This window comes from Thalassospira sp. GO-4 (genome assembly GCF_023588965.1).
Classification (GTDB): domain Bacteria; phylum Pseudomonadota; class Alphaproteobacteria; order Rhodospirillales; family Thalassospiraceae; genus Thalassospira; species Thalassospira povalilytica.
The window spans coordinates 4,105,900-4,126,933 of the sequence record NZ_CP097807.1 but is presented as its reverse complement, the minus strand read 5'-3'; the positions used below and the strand labels follow the sequence as shown (position 1 = coordinate 4,126,933).

Here is a 21,034-nt window from a genome sequence, read left to right as displayed (position 1 = left end):
AATCCCAATCTTTTTATTGTCGCAGTTTCAAATGTTTCAGACCGGGCACTTACCGGTTGGCAATGCCCAGTTTTTCTGCGATTTCGCGGTATTCTTCGGATTTGGCCGCGACAAAGTCATTGATGAAGTCATAGGAAATGTCGGTCAGAACAAAGCCCGCATCTTCCATCTTTTTCTGGAATTCCGGGTTGTTGTTCACATCGGTGATCAACTGCGAAATCTTTTCGCGGATCGGTTCCGGAGTTGAACTTGGAACGGCAACGCCACGGAATGCACCACCGACAATGTTGTAACCCAGTTCCTTGAAGGTCGGAACATCCGGGAATGCCTTGACGCGCTGTTCGGACGCAACAGCAAGCATACGCATGCCATCACCGTTATTCACGCCAGACGTGACATAGTTGAAACCACCGGTGGTCTGGCTGCCAAGGATCGCGGTAACGGCCGGACCGGTGCCGCTGAACGGGACATAGGTGGTCGTGATACCGGCCAGTTCATCGAACTGAACCTGACCCAGATGGTTGGCCGAATTCGATCCCGAACCGCTCAGCGTGACAAGGCCCGGATTGGCTTTTGCATATTCCACAAGTTCGCCAAGCGACTGGAATTCACTGTCTTTTGGAACGAACAGGGCGTTCGGGGTGTAATGGAAGAAGTTGATATAGGTAAGGTCCTTGGTTTCGTACCCAACGTCCTTTTCCATCGGCTGAAGGATCGTATGGGGCAGGTTGATGCCCATGATCGTATAGCCGTCACCTTCCATGCCGTTAAGCTGTGACCAGGCCTGTGCACCGCCGGCACCCGCCATGTACTGGATCACAAAGGACTGGCCAGCCAGTTCTTCCAGATAGGGCTGCTGGAAACGTGCGGAAACATCAGACTCGCCACCCGCGTTGAACGGAATGATGTAGTTGATCGTCTTTTCCGGATATTCGGCAAATGCCTGTGTTGAAACCAGGGTTGCAGCCATGGCTGCCGCGATTGCGAGCTTACGCATTGGTATTCCTCCCGTAGAATGAACAGCACCAACTTTGTTGGCACCGGCTGGTCACGAAGGGACGGCAAAGCACACCCGGCCCCGTCACCAGCTGTTTCCCTGATGTCATTGCGGGCTTTTGTGGCGCAGTAGGACACGCGTATTTGGCTTGAATCATTTGCCCGAATGACTCTTGCAGTGTAGATTTTTTAGTTATTCATTATAATTTCTGATTATTCATTTCATTGTGTCGCACAGGTTAAGAATGTCATCAGACAGTGATCTCGGCTTTTTCGTTCTTCTGGTCCGCAAGGGCAGCCTGAGTGCAGCCGCCCAGGAGCTAAACCTGTCGCCGCCTGCAGTCAGCAAACGGCTGGCCAAACTTGAAGATCGACTTGGGGTGCGTTTATTGAACCGGACCACCCGCCGGATCAGCATGACCAGCGAAGGCGAGGCCTATTACCAAAGCGCAATCCAGATCATGCGCGAAATCGAAGAACTCGAAGAACGGGTTTCCCATGCCAGCGAAACCCCGAGCGGGCTTTTGCGCATCAATGCAACATTCGGGTTCGGGCGTGAATATGTGGCCCCGGTGATTTCGGAGTTTTCCCACCTTTATCCCGAGGTCGAGGTCCAGCTTCTTTTGACCGATGCACCGATGAACATGGTTGAAGAAGGCATTGATCTTGGTATCCGGTTCGGGGGATTGCCCAATTCGCGTATCACAGCGCGCAAGCTTCTCGCCAACAGGCGGTTTTTATGTGCGGCCCCGTCCTATATCGAAAAGCACGGCATGCCGCGCAGTCTTTCGGACCTGATCAACCACAATTGCATCATCCTGCGTCAGGACAATGATGTTTATGATGTCTGGAAATTACAGCGTGGTCAGCATTCCGAAACGGTCAAGGTGCATGGCACACTCAGCAGTAATGACGGTGAAATTGCACTGGGCTGGGTGATGGACGGGCTTGGCATCATGTTGCGGTCCGAATGGGATATTGCCCGCCACGTCAAGGCAGGCCGCCTGCAACTCGTGCTGCCGCAATACGCCCATGTCGATGCCGATATTTATGCCGTGTATCCGGAACGTCACAACCTGTCGGCCAAGGTGCGCATTTTCATCGATTTCCTGCATCGCAAATTGCGCAAGCACACCAGCGACAACACCTAGGAATAGGAATAGGAATAGGAACAGGCACCACAGCGATGTTCTTGGGTGCCTGTTGACGTTTGCCGCAATCAGCTATGTGCGCCGGCACCAAGACGGCGGGAAATATCCTTTGTCACTGCGATCAGACGTTCACGGCATTCTTCGACCGATGCCACCGACGTTCCCGACAGGCGCTGGATAAACGGTACGGTCAATGCTGCCACGACCTTGCCCGAAAAATCAAAGATCGGCGCAGAAAGGTTCAAGACCCCCGCAATGGTCAAAGACTGTGATTCACAATATCCCGCTTCCTTGACCTTGGGCAGGTCATCAAGAAATGCCTGATATTTGTCTGCCGGCTCGGTCCCGACATCCTTCATCAGATTATCAAGCACATCCTGATCCATCCAGGCCGCCAGCACCCGCCCCGATGCCGTGTCAAAAATATTGATCTGTGCGCCCAGGCGAACAGCGGTGATGTTGTTGTCCTGACAATCGACCTGCGCAATCACAAGCACCTTGCCCGAATGAATGATCGCCAGATGCATCGACTGGTTCACTTCATTGGCAAGACGCTGCATCGCATCACCCGCGATCGAGGTCAGACGACGGATCGGCGGATGGCGGTGTGCAACTTCAAACATCTTGGTCGTCAGTTGATAACGGTCGTCTTCTTCGCGCTGTTCGATATAGCCGCGCTGACACAACACCATCAGCATCCGGAAGATTTCCGATGTGTTGCGGTTCAGCTGCTTGGCAATGGCGATTTGCGACAATCCGTCCACTTCAGAGGCAAGCAGTTCAAGGATATCAAGCCCCTTTGACAATGCCGGGGCACGGTATTTTTCCTGATCAATCTGGTCGTCGGTCTTGCCGTTCATATGTCCTCGCAGGCGGATAAAAACCGGTTGATTTCGGTCGGCGGAGTATATGCGGGCCAGCCTCATTGTGGCAACTGACCCCGTGATGCGCAAATCATAATATCAAATATAAAACATTCTTTCATTTATAAATGTTCAGCATTAAACTGCGGCAAGGAGGAAACGCAAGAATGACTGAACACAAGAAAATCAGGGGCATGACCTGGTCCGATCCGCGGGGATATGACCCGCTTGTCGCGGCCAGCCAAACATTCCGCGACCGGCATCCCGATGCGGATATTGTCTGGGACAAACGATCGCTTCAGGGGTTTGAAAGCACCCCGGTCGAAGAACTGGCAGAAACCTATGACCTGATCATCATTGATCATCCCCATGTCGGGGCTGTTGTTGAAAAAAACTGCCTGTTGCCGATCGACAGGTTTGCCGAAAAAACTGCGCTTGAACGTCTGTTTGCCGAAACCGTGGGCAAAAGCTATCAAAGCTATGCCTATGACGGTCATCAATGGGCCTTGCCGGTTGATGCCGCCTGCCAGGTGCAAGCCATCCGCCCGGACCTTGTTTCTGCCCCCGTCAAAACATTTTCCGATGTGATTGCGCAGGCCAAAGACGGCCGGGTCGTATGGCCGCTTCTTGCCCCCCATGTTCTGATGTCATTCTTCAGCTTGCTGGCAAATTCCGGCGCCCCTTTTCCGGTGACCCGTGGCACGGCAATCAATCACACCGCCGCCCTTGATGTGATCGGGGCGATGGCAACGCTTGCTGATCTGGTGGATCCTGCCTGCCTGACAATGGATCCGATTGCAGCACTTGATGCCCTGTGTGAGGACAATACATTTGCCCTGTGCCCGTATGTCTATTTGTACGCGCCCTACGCGCGGGCCAATTACCGGGCCAATCGCATTGCCTTCCACGATATGCCGTCGCTTGGCGCGTCCGGCCCGCTTGGCTCCGCCCTTGGTGGCACCGGGATTGCGGTGTCATCACAAACCAAACATCCCGATCTTTGCGTTGAATTCGCCCTTTGGGTTGCGTCGGCCGATATCCAGCGCGGCCTTTATGCCACCCATAACGGTCAGCCGGGCAACGCGGTTGCCTGGGGGGATGCGGCGGTCAATGCGCCGGTCGGGTCCTGTTACAGCAATACCCGCATGACCCACGAAGCCGCGTGGCTGCGCCCGCGCCATGACGGCTATATGGCGTTTCAGGAAGACGCATCGCACATCCTTCTGGATGCGCTGACCGGAAAAACCGATCCTAAATCGGCCCTTATGGCCCTTGAGACACGTTTTGACGAAAGCTTTGACCATGAATGACATGCTGCCGCTTAAGGGACTTAAGGTTCTTGATTTCTCGCAGTTTCTTGCCGGCCCCTATTGCGCGCTGAAACTGGCGGACCTTGGCGCGGATGTGGTCAAGGTCGAACGATCCGGCCTTGGCGATCTGTCACGTTATCTGTATCTGACCGACACCAGGATTGCCGGTGAAAGCACGATCTTTCACGCGATCAACCGCAACAAACGTTCGGTTGCGGTGGACCTTAAATCCGATGATGACAAGGCCCGCCTGACCCAACTGGTCCGTGATGCCGATGTCATCTTGCAGAACTTCCGTCCCGGCGTGATGGAACGCCTTGGCTTTGGCTATGAAACCGTCAAAAAGATCAATCCAACGGTCGTGTATGGCACCGTAACCGGATATGGATCGGATGGGCCGTGGGTGGACCTTCCGGGGCAGGATTTGCTGGCACAGGCACGATCAGGGGTCATGTGGTTGTCGGGCGGTCGTGACCATGGCCCGGTTGCCATGGGCCTTCCGATTGCCGATGTGCTGGCCGGATCGGCCCTGGCGCACGGGGTTCTGGCACTTTTGTATCGCAAGGCGACGCAAAATATCGGCGGCTATGTCGAGACATCCCTGATCGAAGTTCTGGCCGATCTGCAATTTGAATTGCTGACCACCTGGTTTAACGACGGCAACCGCACCCCGGAACGGTCAAAAAACAATCCGGCCCATGCCTATCTGGCAGCACCGTACGGGGTTTATGAAACCGCCGACGGCCACATCGCCATTGCCATGGGCAAGCTTGACCTTCTGGCAACGATCACCGGCCTTGCGCCTGAAATCGCCGGACTGGATGCCTTCAAACAGCGCGATGAAATCAAGGCCGGTCTTGCCGCACAGCTTAAAACCAGAACCAGCGCAAGCTGGATGGATGATTTCGTTGCCAATGATATCTGGGCGGCCCCGGTGATGGATTGGGACGGCGTGGTTGCAAGCGGTGTCTTGCAGACACTTGATATGGTTCAGAATATCGAACGCGGTGATGTTGCAATGAAAACCACCAAATTGCCGCTGCGCATTGACGGTGTGCGTCCGTCATCATCCCGTGCCGCACCGGAACTTGGTGATGCGAACGGGTTGCTTGAAACCGGCTGGTAAGCCAAAACCCACGAACGAAAAAAGCGCGGCATCATCACAATGCCGCGCTTTTTATTTGTCATACAATTGGATCAGTCGTCATTCACACAGACCTGACGCTGGGTACCCAGCCCATCAATGCCCAGTTCGACCACATCACCGGCCTTAAGGTAACGCGGCGGGTTGAAACCAAGACCGACACCCGGGGGCGTACCCGTCGAAATGATGTCACCCGGATGCAGGGTAAAGAACTGAGACAAATAGGAAATCAGGTGCGGCACACGGTAAACCATGGTCGCGGTCGAACCGTCCTGAACCCGTTCGCCGTTCACATCAAGCCACATGCCAAGATTGTCAAAATCGCCAACCTCGTCGGGGGTCACAAGCCACGGACCGGTCGGCCCGAAATTGTCTGATGATTTGCCTTTGGACCACTGGCCGGCACGTTCGATCTGATAGGCACGTTCGGAAACGTCATTGATCAGACAGAAACCGGCAACATGATCAAGTGCATCGGCTTCGGACACGTATTTGGCTTTCTTGCCAATGACAAAGCCAAGTTCGACTTCCCAGTCGGTCTTTTCCGAGCCGCGCGGAATAATGATCGGATCATTCGGACCACAAATTGCCGAGGTATATTTGGCAAAAATCACCGGCTCCGGCGGGACTTCCATACCGGATTCTGCGGCGTGATCGGCATAGTTCAAACCGATGCAGATGAATTTGCCGGTCTGACCGACACAGGCACCAAGACGCGGATTGCCTTCGACAAGCGGCAGGCTTTGCGGATCGATTGATTTCAGATCATCAAGGCGGGTCAGAATGTCACCCGCGATATCATCGACATGGGCCGAAAGGTCGCGCAGATTGCCATTGGCATCGACCAGTGCGGGCTTTTCTGCACCGCGTTCTCCGTAACGTGCGAACTTCATATTACGTCCAATCCTTTGTTCAAATTCCGATCAGGCGGTCCAGCCACCATCAACAACATGCACAGCACCGGTGGTAAAGCCGCTTTCATCTGATGCGAGATACGCAACCAGTGCTGCAATTTCGTCCGGCTTGCCGATACGACCCATCGGCTGGCGCGCGATAAATGCCTTAAGCGCGCCTTCGTAATCCCCCGTCGCCCGCAGACGTTCATGCAGACTGGGGCTGTCCACGGTTCCCGGTGCAATCGCGTTGCACCGAATGCCCTGGGTAACGTGATCATTGGCAATTGCCTTGGTCATGCCCGTAACCGCCGCCTTTGACGCCGAATAGATAAGACGGTTGACCGGCCCTGTTACCGGCCCCGCAACCGAGGCCATATTGATAATCGAACCTTTGCCTTTTTCAAGCATACCGGGCAGGACCGCGCGGATCATTCGGAACTGGGATTTGACATTCAATTCAAACGCAAAGTCCCATTCTTCTTCGGTTGCTTCAAGAATGGTGCCGTTGTGAACGATCCCGGCACAGTTAAACAGAACATCAACCGGACCAATGTCATTAATCAATGCCGTGATCGCATCCTTGTCGGTGACATCAAGTTTGCGGGCCTCGATGCCGTCAATGGCACCAAGTTCGGCAAGGGCAGCGTCATTGACGTCAGTTGCAATCACACGACCGCCTTCGGCCGCAAGCCGTTCGGCCGATGCCCGGCCAATGCCCTGACCGGCAGCGGTGACCAAACACAGTTTTCCTTCTAGTCTTTTCATAATTCCTCCTCAGACCGTTGGCAGGCACGACGGCCCGATCGGATCAAATGATTTGTAGGTCAGAATGAATTCCCGATGCCCAAGGGCCTCGGATTTGGTTTGCGCCCCCTTGGCGACATTAACGACCAGATCGCGGATTTCCTGTCCGACCTCGGCGATGGATCGTTTGCCTTCAATGATGTCACCGGCATTGACATCCATGTCGCCTTCAAGGGCGCGATAGGTATCGGGGTTTGCGCAAATCTTGATGACCGGGGATATGGCCGATCCGACAACCGATCCGCGCCCGGTGACAAACAGGGTCATATGTGCGCCACTTGCGATCATCTCGACGATTTCGGCATTGTCCGAAATATTGGGGAATCCAAACCGGACTTCGCCATCCGGCACCACATCCATCAGATAAAGCCCGCCGCGCGGCGGCACATCGCCCGGTTTGATCAGACCGGAAATCTGGCTGTCCCCGGATTTGACATAGGCACCCAGACTTTTTTCTTCGATCGTGGAAAGACCGCCTGCGGCATTGCCGGCCGCAAACGAGCCATAGCCAAGCGTTGCGTAATACCGTTCGGCCTTTTGCACCGCTGCGCGAAGTTCTTCGCCCAGTTCCGGGGTTTTGGCACGTTCGGCCATGATGTCTTCGCAACTGATCAGTTCGCCGGTTTCTTCAAAGATACAAGCAGCCCCCTCGGCGATCAGAAGATCAAATGCCTTCCCCGCCGCCGGGTTACCGGAAATGCCGGACGTCCCGTCAGACCCGCCGCAAATCGTGCCAATGATCAATTCATCGACCCCCATCGGGGCACGTTCGACCTTGGCGACTTCATCAAGTGCGGAACGTACCCAGGCGCGACCGGTTTCAACCGTTTTTGCCGTACCGCCGGATCGCTGAATGACAAGGGTTTCAACCGGGCGCCCGGTGTTTGCAACGGTTCCCTTTGCGCGCACCTTGTCAAAGCTTTCGCAGCCAAGCGATACAAACAGAACCGCACCGACATTGGGATGGGTGCAAAGCTGTCCCATCACACGGGCAGCATATTCATTGGGGAAACATCCGGGAAATCCGATCAGTTGCACGTCTTCATCATCAAAACCGGCAACGATTTTCGATGCGACGAAGTGCGCACATTCAACCAGATAGGCAACAACGACTGTATTGCGGATCCCTTTGCGCCCGTCAGAACGCAAATAGCCTTGGAATTTTTCTGTCATTTGGACGTCTCCGGGCTCTGCCCATCCGCATCCTGAAGCGCATGGGTCGGGGTATAGGCAGAACGGATATTGTGGATGTGAACATGCGTGCCTGCGGCGATATCAGCCGTCGCAATACCGATCGGCATCCCGTATTTCAGAATGCGTTCACCCGCCGCGATATCGCGAAAGGCAATCTTGTGGGCAAGCGGGATGGCATGGGCAAGCGTAACCGTGCAGTCAGCCAGTTTGACTTCCGTTCCGGCCGGGGCAGATGCCCGGGCCACCAGCACATTGTCATCGGGATGAAGATGCAGGAACGGTGCGGTCATGGCTTCATCTCCACCATATAGATGTGATCAGCCACAAGGGCGGTTTCGCCATTCTGCTTGGTGACAGTCAAACGTTCGGTCACCCGTCCGTAACCCGGGCGTTTTTCCATCACTTCCTTGGCGATGATTTCGACCCGCGATTTGATCGTATCACCGATAAAGACCGGTTTGACGAACCGCATACGGTCATAACCATATGAAAACGCCACTGGATTGATAATCGTCGCAGTCAAACCGACCCCGATGGTAAAGACCATCGTGCCGTGGGCGATCCGTTGTCCGAACGGCAAGGTTTTGCAGAATTCCTCATCAAGATGATGCGGGAAAAAATCCCCGGAATGACCGGCATGAACCACAAAGTCCGTTTCCGTGATCGTGCGGCCAACCGTGTCGCGCCCTTCGCCGATTTCGTAATCTTCGTAATATTTGGTTTGCTCAAGCATCGGGTGCCTCCTTGATCGGATGCATCGGAAGGGCCGAACTTTCATAAGCGGCCTCGACCAGTGCCATGGTATGCCATGCGTCCTCAGCCGAACCTTCAAGCGCATCATCCATCCCGGCCGCAAAACGCTGTACCTGGGCAAAGCGCCCGTGGAAGGCTTCGATGAACCAGTTGCCGACCAGATCAATCTGACGCCATTCACCGTCAGTATTCAGCCACAGTTCGTCAGGCTCGCCTTTCGGGTAATCAAGGTTAACGCCCATTTTCATATAGGCCGCCCCCTTGGTGCCGCAGATCCGGAATTCGCAGGCCTGAAATTTGCGCCCAAAGGCATGATTGTGATTGATCGACAGGTTGCAGCGAACGTCACAACCGTAATCAAGCATGATCGCGCTTCGGGTATTGGAAACCGTTGATGACGGATGACCAATGGTGCGCGCATGGACGCCCGCCGGATTGCCCAGCAAGTCGCGGACGAAATCCAGATAATGGATCGAATGCAACAGGATCTCGACCCGTGGCAAATCGGCAAGAAACGCCCAAAGATGCCACGGCGTATCAAGCGCCAGCCATGCATCGAAATCAACGATATCGCCAAGCAGACCCTTGGCTATGGCATCCTTGATCGCCAGTGAATTCGGCGCAAAACGAAGCTGGAAATTGACCGCGGCCTTGATGTTTTTGCGACGCAGGACCGAGATGATCCGGTCCGCTTGCCCCAGATCGGAACCAAGCGGCTTCTGAATTACAGCAATCGCACCATCGGGCAATGCTTCGAGCAATTCCGGAATGGCTGCGGGCGGCACGGCAAGATCAAAGACGACACCAGCCTGACTTGCGGCCTGTTCAAGCGTTTCAAAGGCAATTGTGCCCCACGCACCTGCAACTTTCTGTGCCTTGGCCAGATCGGGATCATAAATCCCGGCCACCGGCACCTTCAAATCGCGATAGGCCGGAAGATGGGCATCGGTGACGATGGACCCCGATCCGAAAATCACAACCGGTGTGACTTTTTCGGGCATTTCGACGGTTTGGCGCAGATCAGTCATGGTGGAAGACCTCCGGCATTTCAGCCCACCATTCGCCTTCGGCCCGACTGTCGAGCGGACGCTGAAGCGGCATGCAATGAGACCACCACCGCTGGGTTTCCGGATCGGCGGCCATTTTCGCCATGTCGGCTTCGAAATCGGTGCCGACATATTCGAAATAGGCAAACAGCAGGTTTTCCGGTTCTTTGAGGAAAATCGAATAATTGCGGATATTGCATTCGGATATCTTGGCAAGCACGCCGGGCCATACATCGGCGTGAAGCCGTTTATATTCGGCAATGGCGTCCGCGCCGATCCCGATCAATTGTCCATGACGGGTCATTGATGTGCCTCCATAATTTCGAATGCGCTTCCTGCGACCGTTAGTGCGGCAAGTTTGTCGTGATCCCATTCGATCCCGAGGCCCGGCGTCATCGGTGCAAGCGCATTACCGCCTTCGCGTGCCATCGGGGCTGCGATGTCTTCAAGCTGGGGGATGTATTCAAGCCAGGGCGCATTGGGCACCGCGCATACAAGACTTACATGCAGTTCCATAAGGAAATGCGGGCAGATCGCGATGTTATGGGCTTCGGCCAGATGCGCGACCTTAAGCCATGGCGTAATCCCGCCAATCCGGGCCACATCGGCCTGCACAATCTCACAGGCATCCTGTGCGATGTAATCGGCAAACTGACCGGGGCTATACATGCTTTCACCGACAGCGACCGGCACGCGTGACTGGGACTGCAACCGGGCATGGCCCGCAATATCATCAGCCGGAAGCGGTTCTTCAAACCATGCGATGTTAAGGCGTTCAAGCATCGGCAGGCGACGCTTGGCCTCACCTGATGTCATCGACTGGTTGGCATCGGTCATGATTTCATAATCATCACCAAGTGCGTTGCGGACCGCCTCCAGACGCTCGCAATCCTGTGCCACGGTCGGCTTGCCGATCTTTACCTTGGAGCCAAGAAAACCGGCTTCTTTTGAGGCAATGGCATCTTCGACCAGTGCATCGGGTGACAGATGAAGCCACCCGCCTTCGGTCGTATACATCGGCACCGATGATTTCGCCCCGCCCGCCAGAATATGAAGCGGCAAGCCGGTTTTAACGCCGCGCATGTCCCAAAGGGCCGTGTCAATTGCCGCAAGGGCAAGCGACATGATCGGTCCGACCGCCGTGGCATGCGAACAGAACAACAGATCCCGCCAGATGGCTTCGACCCGATCGGCATCCTGTCCCATCAGGCGCGGCAACAGCGTTTCTTTCAACAGCGACAGGATCGCTGGCCCGCCATCACCGATGGTGTAGCTGTATCCCATGCCCTTGGTGCCATCCGCATCACGCAAAACAACAAAGATCGTTTCCTGTGAATTGAATGACTGAATCGCATCCGTGCGCACGACCTTGGGTTCAAGATCGACCATAAAGGCATTTGCAGATGTAATGCGCGCCATTGATCAACCTCACGTACGAAGGGTTGCGCCGGATTCGGCATCAAACAGATGGCATTTGTCGAGCATGATCTGGAACGTCATGCGCTCGCCACTTTGGACCGGACGGGGATTTAGCATCTTGGCCTGAACTTCGGTTCCGGCAAGGGTCGCAAATAGAAGGGTCTCGGTACCGAGCGGCTCTGTCAGATCGACTGCCATTTCGACCTCCGCCATATGTTCACCACGTGGCAGGGCATGACCAACCGGCATGATATTGTCGGCCCGCACGCCAAAGGTCACAGCCTGACCGTCCTGTATTGCATAGCCCGGTGGAACCGGCAGGCGAGTGCCGTCAGCAAATTCGAGCTCATTGCCTTTCACCACACCATCGAGAAGGTTCATCGGCGGGGAGCCAATAAAAGTCCCGACAAAGGTGTTTACCGGGTTTTCAAAGACATCCAATGGGGTTCCGACCTGTTCGATATGGCCATCGCGCATGATCACAATCCGGTCGGCCAGCGTCATGGCTTCGACCTGATCGTGGGTGACATAGATGATGGTGGATTTCAGTTTCTGATGAAGCTTTTTGATCTCGACGCGCATCTGGGTACGCAGCTTGGCATCAAGGTTTGAAAGCGGTTCATCAAACAGGAAGACTTCCGGGTGACGCACAATTGCACGCCCCATCGCCACACGCTGGCGCTGACCACCGGACAATGCGCCCGGTTTGCGATCAAGCAACGGCGTCAGGGACAGGATTTCGGCGGCTTCGTCAACGGCCTTGTCGATTTCGGCCTGTGACTGTTTGGCAATCTTGAGCGAGAAACCAAGATTTTCACGCACCGTCATATGCGGATAAAGCGCGTAGTTCTGAAACACCATCGAGATGTTGCGTTCACGCGGCGGCAGATCGTTTACAACACGTCCGCCAATTTGCACTTCACCGCCGGAAATGCCTTCAAGACCGGCAACCATGCGCAGTGTCGTCGATTTGCCACAGCCCGACGGACCGACCAGCACGACAAATTCGCCATCCGCGATATCAAGATTGATGGAATGAACAACTTCAAGCGGGCCGTATTTTTTGACGACATCGCGAAGGTGGACCTGAGCCATTTTATTATCCTTTCACACCGCCAAAAGTAAGGCCGGCAATGAGATGTTTCTGCACGAGGAATGTCAGGATCAGCGCGGGGATAATCATCAACACCGCAAGCGCACACATCCCGCCCCAATTCAGGGTAAATTCAGACGTAAAATCGAGAAGCCCGACCGGCATGGTCTTTGACGTGGTCGAACGGGTCAGCTGGGATGCCAGCGCATATTCGTTCCACGATGTCAGGAAGGCAAAGATGCCCGCCGATGCAATACCGGCACGAGCCACCGGAAATTCGACACGCCAGAATGCCTGCCAACGGGTGCAGCCATCGATCTCGGCGGCCTCGGCAAGTTCCGGCGGCACCTGTCGGAAGAACCCGTCAATCAGCCAGATCGTGAACGGAATGTTCAATGCGACATAAGCCAGGATCAGACCAAAATGGGTATCGATGATCCCGATCCGCGCAAACAGGATGAATAACGGCAGCGAAAGCGCCACACCGGGAACAGCCCGCGTTACCATCAGACCGACAAACATGCCGCCCTTGAAATTGAACTTGTAGCGCGCAAAGGCATAGCCGCCTGCCATCCCGATCAGAATGGCAATCACGGTTGAGGTAACCGAAATAACCAGCGAGTTGGCAAAATAGGTCAGAACCGGCACCCCGCCCTCCCCGATACCGCTGAACATGGCGCGGTAATGATCAAGGTTAAGCTCGTTGGGGATCCAGACCGGTGGTTTGGCCATGATTTCGACCGTCGGGCGGAAAGAATTCAGAACAATCCACAGGCCCGGCACGCACAGCACCATCATGGCACTGAAAAGACCAAAGAAATGCAGGCCCTTAAGGGTATAGCGGCGCATGCGATGATTAAGGTTACTCGCCATGATTTACGCCCCCATCCCGAGTTCTTTGCGCGACTGCGTCAGTTTCTTGAAGAAATAGATGGTGAAGAAAATCGCCAGAAAGATCGAAATATAGCCCATGGCATTGGCATACCCCATGCGTGCATCGACATAGCCGGTCCGCCCGATCAGGGTCCAAAGCAGTTCGGTACGACGTGCCGGGCCCCCATTGGTCATGATCTGCACAATGTCATAGGCACGTGCGACATCAAGGGACCGGATCGCCATCGCGATATAGATGAAGGGCATCAGGAACGGCAGGGTCACATAACGGAACGACTGCCATGCGGTGCATCCATCGACCTTTGCGGCTTCCAGCGGATCACGCGGGATCGCATACAGACCGGCAAGAATAAGAATTCCAAAGACCGAGGTTGCGGTCCAGATCTCGGCAAAGATGATTGAAAACATCGCCAATTGCCCGTCAACCAGCCACGGGATCGCCTGATCGGTGATGCCAAGCGACTGAAGCGCGTTATTCACCAGACCGACATTGTCATTGAAGATGAATTTGAACTGAAAGCCGACCAGGATCGGCGAAAACATCATCGGGAACATCATCATGGTGCGCAAAAGACGTTGTCCCTGCGTCACCTTGGACACCATCAAAGCCAGCCCCAGACCAAACAGCATCTCAAGATTGAGTGCCACGGTCAGCAACAGAACTGTCCGCCCGAAAGCCGCCCAGAACTTCACATCCGTCAGGGCCTTTTCATAGTTGAAAAAGCCCACCCAGTTGAAAATGCTGTCAGGCCGGGTCAGCCGATACGAGGTGAAACTCGAATATAACGACAGGACGAGCGGAATCAGCACGACGGCCGATAGAATAATGATGGCTGGCAACAAAAGAACCAACCACGGTGGAAGCTTCAAGCGATTCATCGGGATGTCCCATTAGTCGGCACAGGTCTTTGCCCATGCATTTGGGTCAGAGGATGGTCAGGCGGCGCAACACCCGAAATTGCGAATTGCGCCGCCGCAAGTCTGGCTTAGTAGACGCCTTCTTCCTGCATCAGATCGTCAACGGCCTCGGACGCATCCGCAAGCGCATCATCAACCGATTTATCACCAAGAATGGCGGCCTGAAGTTCAGGATAGATCAGGTTGGTTGCTTCGATCCAAAGCGGGGTCGGCGGGACAGCAAATGCAGTTGCCGCGGTTTCCTTGAATGCCGCCAGCACTTCACGACGATACGGATCGTCTTTGGCCTGTTCGGAAATGTAATCCCAAACTGCGGTGCGGGTCGGAAGCGGTCCGGCCGCACTTTCAAGTTTCTGGCTGTCTTCGTTGGTCAGGAATTCGACCAGCGATGCCGCAGCTTCCTTGTTCGCGCAATCTTCGGTCACGGAAAAACCGTGGAAGCCCGACCAACCGGTGCGCACACCTGCCGATCCTTTGGGAGCCGGTGCAACACCAACATTGCCAGCCACTTTCGAAGATGACGGATCGTTAAAGAAACCGGCCCAGCCCGGCCAATCCAGGTTCAGCGCAATGGTGCCCGACGCAAAGCCGTTGCCCAGGTCATCCCAGAGATAGTTGGTCGTGCCGGCCGGAACGGCTTTGGCATTATAAAGATCAACAAACCACTGAAGGGCGCGCTTGCCTTCTTCGGAATCAAAAGCCGGCGAGAAATCGTCATTAAACAGTTTGCCGCCTTCGGCAACGACCATTTCATAGTAACGACCGACAATTGCCTCATCCTTGCCCGCATACTGGGTGCCATAGAAGTTCGGCGGATCGGCAAAGAAAGTCGCCTGATCCTTTACCTGTTCCCAGGTTTCCGGCACGGCAAGCGGATAGCCGAACTTGGCTTCGAATGCCTTGGCCTTTTCGGCATCGTCATACAGGTCTTTTTGATAATAAAGTGCCGACACATCGAACTGTGCACGCGGCAACATCACAAGTTTGCCGTCAAAGGTCGCGGCCTTGATATTGGCCTGCACGAACTCGGCCACCACCCCCTTGTCCACCAGACCGGTCAGGTCGGTATAAAGGGTCGGGTACTGGGATGCGAAAGACGAATGGTTCGATCCGACGCACCAGTCGGTGGTTCCGGCTGCGATGTCGGATTTGAATTCCTTGTCCAGCTCGAAATGGTTCTTTTTCGAGATGATATTTACCTTGGCACCGTTGGCGGCTTCCCATTCGGGAATGCGGGCATAAAGCGCTTCATATTGCTGACCACCGATAAGCTTTGCCTCGATGGTTACGCCGTCAAATTCACCCGCCTGCGCGGTGCCGAATGCAGAAATTGCTGCCGTCAAAGATGCAGTCGCAAGCACGGCACGGGACGCACCGCTCAATAACGTTTTCATTCTATCCTCCCTGAAGGAACGGTCTTTCCCGACCGACTATCACTTCCGAGGTCATTCTTGCTGTGACTTTCATATTCGGAAGCATCTTTTATATTTAAACTTGACTTGATCGGTGAGTCAAGTTGAACTCCACAAGAAATCACCTTACAGCTGAAAAAACATAAGATCGCCGGGACGCAAGGTAGCACCACCTGTCGCGTGACAACCGGGAAACGCCGAACCAAAGAGGAAACGCCATGTTCATCGACACGCATCTTCACCTCGTTGCACGCGACCGGATCACCTATCCTTGGCTTAAGGATGTCGCTGCTTTGGATCGTGACTGGACGTTTCAGGATTATGAAACCACTGCACGCCGGATCGGGATCGAGGGCGTCTTGCATATGGAAGTCGATTGCGCGCCAACCGATATCGCCGCCGAAAACACCTTTGTCGGGGAATTGATGGCACAGCCCGGCAGCCTCATGCGCGGCGCAATTTCATCTGCAAGACCGGAATCCGGGGATTGTGAAGCATTCCTCGATACGCTTGATCTTGATATCGTCAAGGGCATTCGCCGGGTGCTGCATGTCGTGCCTGACGACCTGTCACAAGGATCCCTGTTCCGCGAGAATGTCCGACGGATCGGCCAAAAGGGGCTTCCTTTTGATATATGTGTTCTGCAACGCCAGTTGCCTTTGGCCCGCGATCTTGTCGATGCCTGCCCTGATACGGTGTTTGTTCTTGATCATTGCGGTGTTCCCGATATTGCCGGGGACGGCTTCGCCGATTGGGCACAATCCATTTCAGCACTTGCAAAACGCCCGCATGTGAATGCAAAGATTTCCGGCATCACGGCCTATGCCAAACCCGACTGGACACTCGAAACCCTGCGTCCCTATGTCGAACATATCATTGAATGCTTTGGCTGGGATCGCGTGGTGTGGGGATCAGACAGCCCGGTTTGCACCCTGAACTCATCACTGGACCAATGGATGGCGGTAACACAGGCCCTGATCGCCGGTGCGTCAGAAACCGAACGCGCATCCCTGACCCACCGCAACGCCCAACGCATCTGGTCGATCTGAACCGATAAGATGCCGTGATGTGCGGCCCGCAACCGATGCGCTGTTAAGCGCCGCACATCAAATAATCCACTGAAACAATTACCATAAACACGCATGGTGTAAGTTTTCTTACACATAGCGCAAGCAGTGACTACCTGTTCGCCCGGATCGGGCCTCGATAATGTTTATCCAACAAACAAGGGCAGCAAGCTCTTTGGATAACAATTTGACAGGCGAAGGGTAGTAACTCCATGCAAAGCAAGGTCGTAGCAAGTGCGGTCCAACACCAACCCGTAGAGTTGGGTGGTATTGATGAAAATCTTGCTTTCATCCTTAATCAGATGCAGCTCGAAGCATCGAACGGTAGTGATCTTGTCGTCTTTCCAGAAGCCAATCTGACCAGCTTTTTCAAACATGAAGAAGGCGGCTTGAAACGGCTTTGGAATGAGGGATCGGTTGATGTTGACGGCCCGGAACTCAATGCGATTGTCGAAGCGGCAAAGACCCTTGGAATCTATACCGTCGTCGGTTTCAACGAACGTTCGTCGATGGTTGGCACCATCTATAACAGCGCGGCCCTGATCGGTCCGGAAGGCATCGTTGGTGTCACCCGCAAATGCTTCTTCCCGGGCATTGAAAAGCTGTATTACACGCCGGACTACAATCGCACGACCTTTGACTGCGCACTGGGCAAAATCGGCATTGTAATCTGCTATGAGACCCTGTTCCCTGAAATTGCACTTGAGCATTTCAGACAGGGTGTAGAAATTCTTGCAGTCACCTCTTCATTCTGGTCTGGCGGCATCAAAGGCGGCGCTGGTGACCCGGTAACCAAAAAGAAATTCTGGGAAACTGTCCCGACCGTTACCGCAATTCAAAACCAGGCGTTTGTCGTGTCATGCAACGCTTGCGGCTTCCTTGACCTTGGCAAAAAAGTCGGGACCTGGGAACGCCTTGGCCTGAGCCAGATTGTTTCCCCAAACAGCGGCATTCTTGCCCAAGCCGGACAGTTCGCAGCTGAAACCATTCGGGCCGAACTGAATGTCGATGATCTCATCGAAGCCCGCACCAACTACCCCCTGATGGCAGATCGTCTTCGGGGTCGAAAACTGGTCGAACAACCAGCAACAATCAGATAATTACTATCAGTACGGAGGCATCAATGAACAGCAAGTTCAAATTTGCGGCATTAACTGCAATCGCTTTGGCCGGCTTCAACGGACCAGCCATGGCACAGGAATTCACCTTTACCTTCGGGCATGTTCTTATGGAAGACACGCCCAATGGCAAGGCAGCACGCGCATTCGAAAAAGAAGTCGAAGAAAAATCCAATGGCCGCATCGAGATCAATGTGATCCCGGCTGGTGGGCTCGGTGGTGATGTCGACATTATCGAGCAGCTGCAAAACGATCTGGTACAGATTGCAATTCCGCCGACCGCGACCCTGGGTAACTTCGAACCGAAGCTTCAGGTTCTTGATCTTCCTTTCATCCTTCCGAGCGAAGAAATGATGGTCAAGGTTCTTGACGGCGAAGTCGGTCGTTCGATCCTTGATACCCTTGATCAGCACGGTATGCATGGCGTCAACTTCTGGGGTGCCGGTTTCCGTAACATCACCAACAATGTGCGCGAAATCACCTCGGTAGAAGACCTTGCCGGCATCAAAATGCGCACCATGCAGGCACCGGTCATCCTGACCCAGTACAATGAATGGGGTGCAAACCCGACCGCGATGGCCTTTGCCGAAGTTTACGGCGGCCTTCAGGCCGGTGTTGTTGACGGGCAGGAAAACCCGATCGCCAACATCGTTGCGATGAAGTTCTATGAAGTTCAGAAATACATGACCCTGTCGTCACATGCCTATCACGGCTATGCCGCAGTCATGAGCGAAAATGCCTGGAACTCGCTTCCGGATGATCTGCGCGCCATTGTTGTTACCGCATTCGACAATGCCCGTGATCTGGCCCGCGAACTCACCAATGAGTATGAGGCAGAAGAACTGGCAAAAATCAGCTCGGACATTGCCGTCCATCGCCTGACCGATGCTGAAAAAGAAGCCTTCATCAAAGGCAGTTTCGCTGTCCATGAAGCCTTCGCCGATGTAGTTACACCGGAACTGATCAATTCCATTTATGCAGTTACCGGCGCAGGCCCCAAGTAATCTGCACATTTTGAAATGATGGACCGACTTGCAGGAACGCATTCTTGCAAGTCGGTTTTTTGACAATGGGACGGCAACATGTTCGAAAAATTTGACAAGGCTCTTGCCCGGCTCGAAGACGGATCCATGATCTTTCTGATGGCCGTCGCAATTTGCCTGACATTTCTTCAGGTGGTCATGCGCTATGTCTTCAGCGCACCGCTTTACTGGGCCGAAGAAGTTGTACTCTATTCGATCATCGTAATGAGCTTTGTCGGCATCAGTATCGGCATCCGGCTTGGCAGCCACATCTCGGTCGACCTTCTTGATGCACTTGTTCCGGAAAAACACATCCCCGTTCTTCGAATGATTGCCATTGTTCTCGGAATACTTTTTGCCGGTGCACTGGTCTATTTCGGCGGGAAACTTTTCCTCAATACGCTTGATCGTGGCCAGCTGTCGCCTGCCTTGCGCATCCCGGTCGCAGCAATCTACGCAATCATTCCCGTTTCCGGGCTCCTGTCGCTGTTTCGCTATGGCTATGCGTTCGTGCAGTTGCGACAGGGCAAGCAGATCGCAGCATCAGAAGAAAACCTTCGCGCCATGTAAGCTGCTTTTCGCGAAGCTGATTCCCGGTTTTTAACAGGGCAAAAGAATAATGTTATCAGGACTATTGCTTTCATTCGGCGGCCTTTTGCTATTTGGGTTGCCAATCTTTGCGGCACTGGCCTTTGCCGTTGTTGTTGCCGTCGGTTTCTGGGGACCATTTGATCCGGTAATTGTTCCGATGCGCATGTTCGCAGGCATGAACAATTTCTCGTTGATGGCCATTCCGTTCTTCATTCTTGCATCCGAACTGATGCGCATTGGCGGCCTGTCGCAACGACTGGTCGATCTTGCCACCGTTCTGGTTGGCTGGATCCCGGGCGGTATTGCTGCGGCAACCGTTCTGTCCTGCCTGTTTTTCGGGGCGATTTCGGGATCAAGTCCGGCAACGGTCATTGCCATTGGCAGCATCATGTTCCCGGCACTGGTGGCCGCGGGCTATGACCGCTTCTTTGCTATCGGCCTGATCACGGTGGCCGGAACGCTTGGCCCGATTGTTCCGCCAAGTATCGGCTTGATCATTTATGGCTCTGTGACCGGGGCATCGGTCGGCAAACTGTTTGCCGGCGGTGTTGGTCCGGCCCTTCTGATTGGGGCGCTTCTGATTGCAGCCTGTGTGATTTTTGCTATCCGTCGCGGCTATCCGCGCCAAGATTTCCCGACACGCGCGGCCTTCCTTCTGGCCATTCGTCGCTCGGCATGGGGTCTTGGTCTGCCCTTCCTGCTTTTGGGCGGCATTTATTCCGGTATCTTTACCCCCACGGAATCCGCGGCAGTTGCCTGCATGTATGGCTGGTTTGTCGGGGCCGTCATCTATAAGCAGATTGGCGTTGACGAGCTTAAAAGCATCTTGAAATCGTCGGGCGCCATTGCCGCGACATTGCTTTTGATCACAGCCGGGGCATCGGCCTTTTCGTGGCTTCTGACGATAACCGGGGCGCCGGGGAACCTGTCATCACAGGTATTGAGCAACACAAGCGATCCCTTCACCATCGCGGCCCTGTTCAATGTTGTCATGCTGGTGACCGGCTTTTTCCTTGATAGTGCATCGGCCATCATCGTTCTTGCGCCGTTGCTTCAACCGATTGCCGCCCAGGTCGGTATTGATCCGGTGCATTTTGGCCTGATCACGGTTGTGAACTTCTCGGTCGGCATGCTGACACCGCCAGTCGGCCTGAACCTGTTTGTCGCGATGGGGGTATCAAAGATGTCGCTGCGCGATGTCTTGCGCGGCTGTCTGCCGTTTATCGCGATCATGATTGTTGCCCTGATCCTGATCACCTATGTGCCATGGATTACCTTGTGGCTTCCTGACCTGATCTACGCGCAATAGGATAAAGCAATCCGAACAGTTGGCGGGGCCGGAG

The 21,034-nt window shown here is 54.4% G+C and carries 22 protein-coding genes; 8 read left to right on the top strand and 14 right to left on the bottom strand.

What is annotated here, in order from left to right:
* Positions 1 to 49 precede the first annotated feature (49 nt).
* Positions 50 to 997 carry a tripartite tricarboxylate transporter substrate binding protein gene (locus M9H61_RS18795; protein ID WP_101245665.1) on the bottom strand — a complete coding sequence of 316 codons (948 nt, stop codon included), beginning with the start codon at positions 995 to 997 and terminating at the stop codon, positions 50 to 52.
* Between the two features lie 244 nt (positions 998 to 1,241).
* Here M9H61_RS18795 and M9H61_RS18790 point away from each other — a divergent pair, with 244 nt between their 5' ends.
* Entirely contained in the window at positions 1,242 to 2,147 is a 906-nt protein-coding gene (locus M9H61_RS18790; RefSeq protein ID WP_101245664.1) for a LysR family transcriptional regulator, read from the top strand.
* Between the two features lie 68 nt (positions 2,148 to 2,215).
* On the opposite strand, the gene M9H61_RS18785 is transcribed toward M9H61_RS18790, so the two are convergent.
* The gene (locus M9H61_RS18785) at positions 2,216 to 3,007 is read right to left on the bottom strand and encodes an IclR family transcriptional regulator (protein ID WP_250282285.1); all 792 of its coding nucleotides are present in this window, start codon (positions 3,005 to 3,007) and stop codon (positions 2,216 to 2,218) included.
* Between the two features lie 170 nt (positions 3,008 to 3,177).
* Here M9H61_RS18785 and M9H61_RS18780 point away from each other — a divergent pair, with 170 nt between their 5' ends.
* Complete coding sequence (locus M9H61_RS18780; protein ID WP_250282282.1) at positions 3,178 to 4,320, top strand: ABC transporter substrate-binding protein; 1,143 nt, start codon at positions 3,178 to 3,180, stop codon at positions 4,318 to 4,320.
* The gene (locus M9H61_RS18775; RefSeq protein WP_250282280.1) at positions 4,295 to 5,446 is read left to right on the top strand and encodes a CaiB/BaiF CoA-transferase family protein; all 1,152 of its coding nucleotides are present in this window, start codon (positions 4,295 to 4,297) and stop codon (positions 5,444 to 5,446) included. The genes M9H61_RS18780 and M9H61_RS18775 overlap by 26 nt, the downstream gene beginning before the upstream one ends.
* A gap of 71 nt (positions 5,447 to 5,517) precedes the next feature.
* Here the strand turns inward: M9H61_RS18775 and M9H61_RS18770 are convergent, their stop codons facing one another.
* The 12 genes from M9H61_RS18770 to M9H61_RS18715 all read right to left on the bottom strand — a co-directional run bounded on the left by M9H61_RS18770 (position 5,518) and on the right by M9H61_RS18715 (position 15,875).
* Positions 5,518 to 6,357, bottom strand: coding sequence for a fumarylacetoacetate hydrolase family protein (locus tag M9H61_RS18770; RefSeq protein WP_250282279.1), 840 nt, complete (start codon positions 6,355 to 6,357; stop codon positions 5,518 to 5,520).
* Positions 6,358 to 6,387: 30 nt separating this feature from the next.
* Positions 6,388 to 7,125: an SDR family oxidoreductase gene (locus M9H61_RS18765; RefSeq protein WP_250282277.1), complete on the bottom strand. Its 738-nt coding sequence runs from the start codon at positions 7,123 to 7,125 to the stop codon at positions 6,388 to 6,390.
* A gap of 9 nt (positions 7,126 to 7,134) precedes the next feature.
* Positions 7,135 to 8,337 (bottom strand): UxaA family hydrolase, encoded by a 1,203-nt coding sequence (locus M9H61_RS18760; RefSeq protein ID WP_068519447.1) that lies wholly within the window; start codon positions 8,335 to 8,337, stop codon positions 7,135 to 7,137.
* Positions 8,334 to 8,648 (bottom strand): UxaA family hydrolase, encoded by a 315-nt coding sequence (locus M9H61_RS18755; protein ID WP_250282275.1) that lies wholly within the window; start codon positions 8,646 to 8,648, stop codon positions 8,334 to 8,336. Before M9H61_RS18755 ends, M9H61_RS18760 begins: the two co-directional genes overlap by 4 nt.
* Complete coding sequence (locus M9H61_RS18750) at positions 8,645 to 9,091, bottom strand: MaoC/PaaZ C-terminal domain-containing protein (RefSeq protein ID WP_068519445.1); 447 nt, start codon at positions 9,089 to 9,091, stop codon at positions 8,645 to 8,647. Before M9H61_RS18750 ends, M9H61_RS18755 begins: the two co-directional genes overlap by 4 nt.
* Positions 9,084 to 10,139 carry a Gfo/Idh/MocA family protein gene (locus tag M9H61_RS18745; protein WP_250282273.1) on the bottom strand — a complete coding sequence of 352 codons (1,056 nt, stop codon included), beginning with the start codon at positions 10,137 to 10,139 and terminating at the stop codon, positions 9,084 to 9,086. The genes M9H61_RS18750 and M9H61_RS18745 overlap by 8 nt, the downstream gene beginning before the upstream one ends.
* Positions 10,132 to 10,461 carry an L-rhamnose mutarotase gene (locus tag M9H61_RS18740; RefSeq protein WP_250282271.1) on the bottom strand — a complete coding sequence of 110 codons (330 nt, stop codon included), beginning with the start codon at positions 10,459 to 10,461 and terminating at the stop codon, positions 10,132 to 10,134. The genes M9H61_RS18745 and M9H61_RS18740 overlap by 8 nt, the downstream gene beginning before the upstream one ends.
* Positions 10,458 to 11,576 carry a mandelate racemase/muconate lactonizing enzyme family protein gene (locus M9H61_RS18735; RefSeq protein ID WP_250282269.1) on the bottom strand — a complete coding sequence of 373 codons (1,119 nt, stop codon included), beginning with the start codon at positions 11,574 to 11,576 and terminating at the stop codon, positions 10,458 to 10,460. Before M9H61_RS18735 ends, M9H61_RS18740 begins: the two co-directional genes overlap by 4 nt.
* A 9-nt stretch (positions 11,577 to 11,585) precedes the next feature.
* The gene (locus tag M9H61_RS18730) at positions 11,586 to 12,671 is read right to left on the bottom strand and encodes an ABC transporter ATP-binding protein (protein ID WP_250282267.1); all 1,086 of its coding nucleotides are present in this window, start codon (positions 12,669 to 12,671) and stop codon (positions 11,586 to 11,588) included.
* A 4-nt stretch (positions 12,672 to 12,675) separates the two neighbouring features.
* On the bottom strand, positions 12,676 to 13,542 hold the full coding sequence (locus tag M9H61_RS18725; protein ID WP_101245654.1) for a carbohydrate ABC transporter permease: 867 nt from the start codon (positions 13,540 to 13,542) through the stop codon (positions 12,676 to 12,678).
* Positions 13,543 to 13,545: 3 nt separating this feature from the next.
* A complete protein-coding gene (locus M9H61_RS18720; RefSeq protein ID WP_068519439.1) occupies positions 13,546 to 14,442 on the bottom strand; it encodes a carbohydrate ABC transporter permease in 897 nt (298 codons plus the stop codon).
* Between the two features lie 107 nt (positions 14,443 to 14,549).
* Positions 14,550 to 15,875, bottom strand: a complete 1,326-nt coding sequence (locus M9H61_RS18715; protein WP_250282265.1) for a sugar ABC transporter substrate-binding protein — start codon at positions 15,873 to 15,875, stop codon at positions 14,550 to 14,552.
* 236 nt (positions 15,876 to 16,111) lie between these two features.
* Here M9H61_RS18715 and M9H61_RS18710 point away from each other — a divergent pair, with 236 nt between their 5' ends.
* From M9H61_RS18710 to M9H61_RS18690, 5 genes are all read left to right on the top strand, one after another.
* Positions 16,112 to 16,942 (top strand): amidohydrolase, encoded by an 831-nt coding sequence (locus M9H61_RS18710; protein WP_101245653.1) that lies wholly within the window; start codon positions 16,112 to 16,114, stop codon positions 16,940 to 16,942.
* 230 nt (positions 16,943 to 17,172) lie between these two features.
* Positions 17,173 to 18,060, top strand: coding sequence for a carbon-nitrogen hydrolase family protein (locus tag M9H61_RS18705; RefSeq protein ID WP_082817846.1), 888 nt, complete (start codon positions 17,173 to 17,175; stop codon positions 18,058 to 18,060).
* 23 nt (positions 18,061 to 18,083) lie between these two features.
* Positions 18,084 to 19,082 carry a TRAP transporter substrate-binding protein gene (locus M9H61_RS18700; protein WP_101245652.1) on the top strand — a complete coding sequence of 333 codons (999 nt, stop codon included), beginning with the start codon at positions 18,084 to 18,086 and terminating at the stop codon, positions 19,080 to 19,082.
* A gap of 78 nt (positions 19,083 to 19,160) precedes the next feature.
* Entirely contained in the window at positions 19,161 to 19,670 is a 510-nt protein-coding gene (locus tag M9H61_RS18695; RefSeq protein ID WP_101245651.1) for a TRAP transporter small permease, read from the top strand.
* 49 nt (positions 19,671 to 19,719) lie between these two features.
* The gene (locus M9H61_RS18690; RefSeq protein ID WP_068519433.1) at positions 19,720 to 21,000 is read left to right on the top strand and encodes a TRAP transporter large permease; all 1,281 of its coding nucleotides are present in this window, start codon (positions 19,720 to 19,722) and stop codon (positions 20,998 to 21,000) included.
* Positions 21,001 to 21,034: the final 34 nt, after the last annotated feature.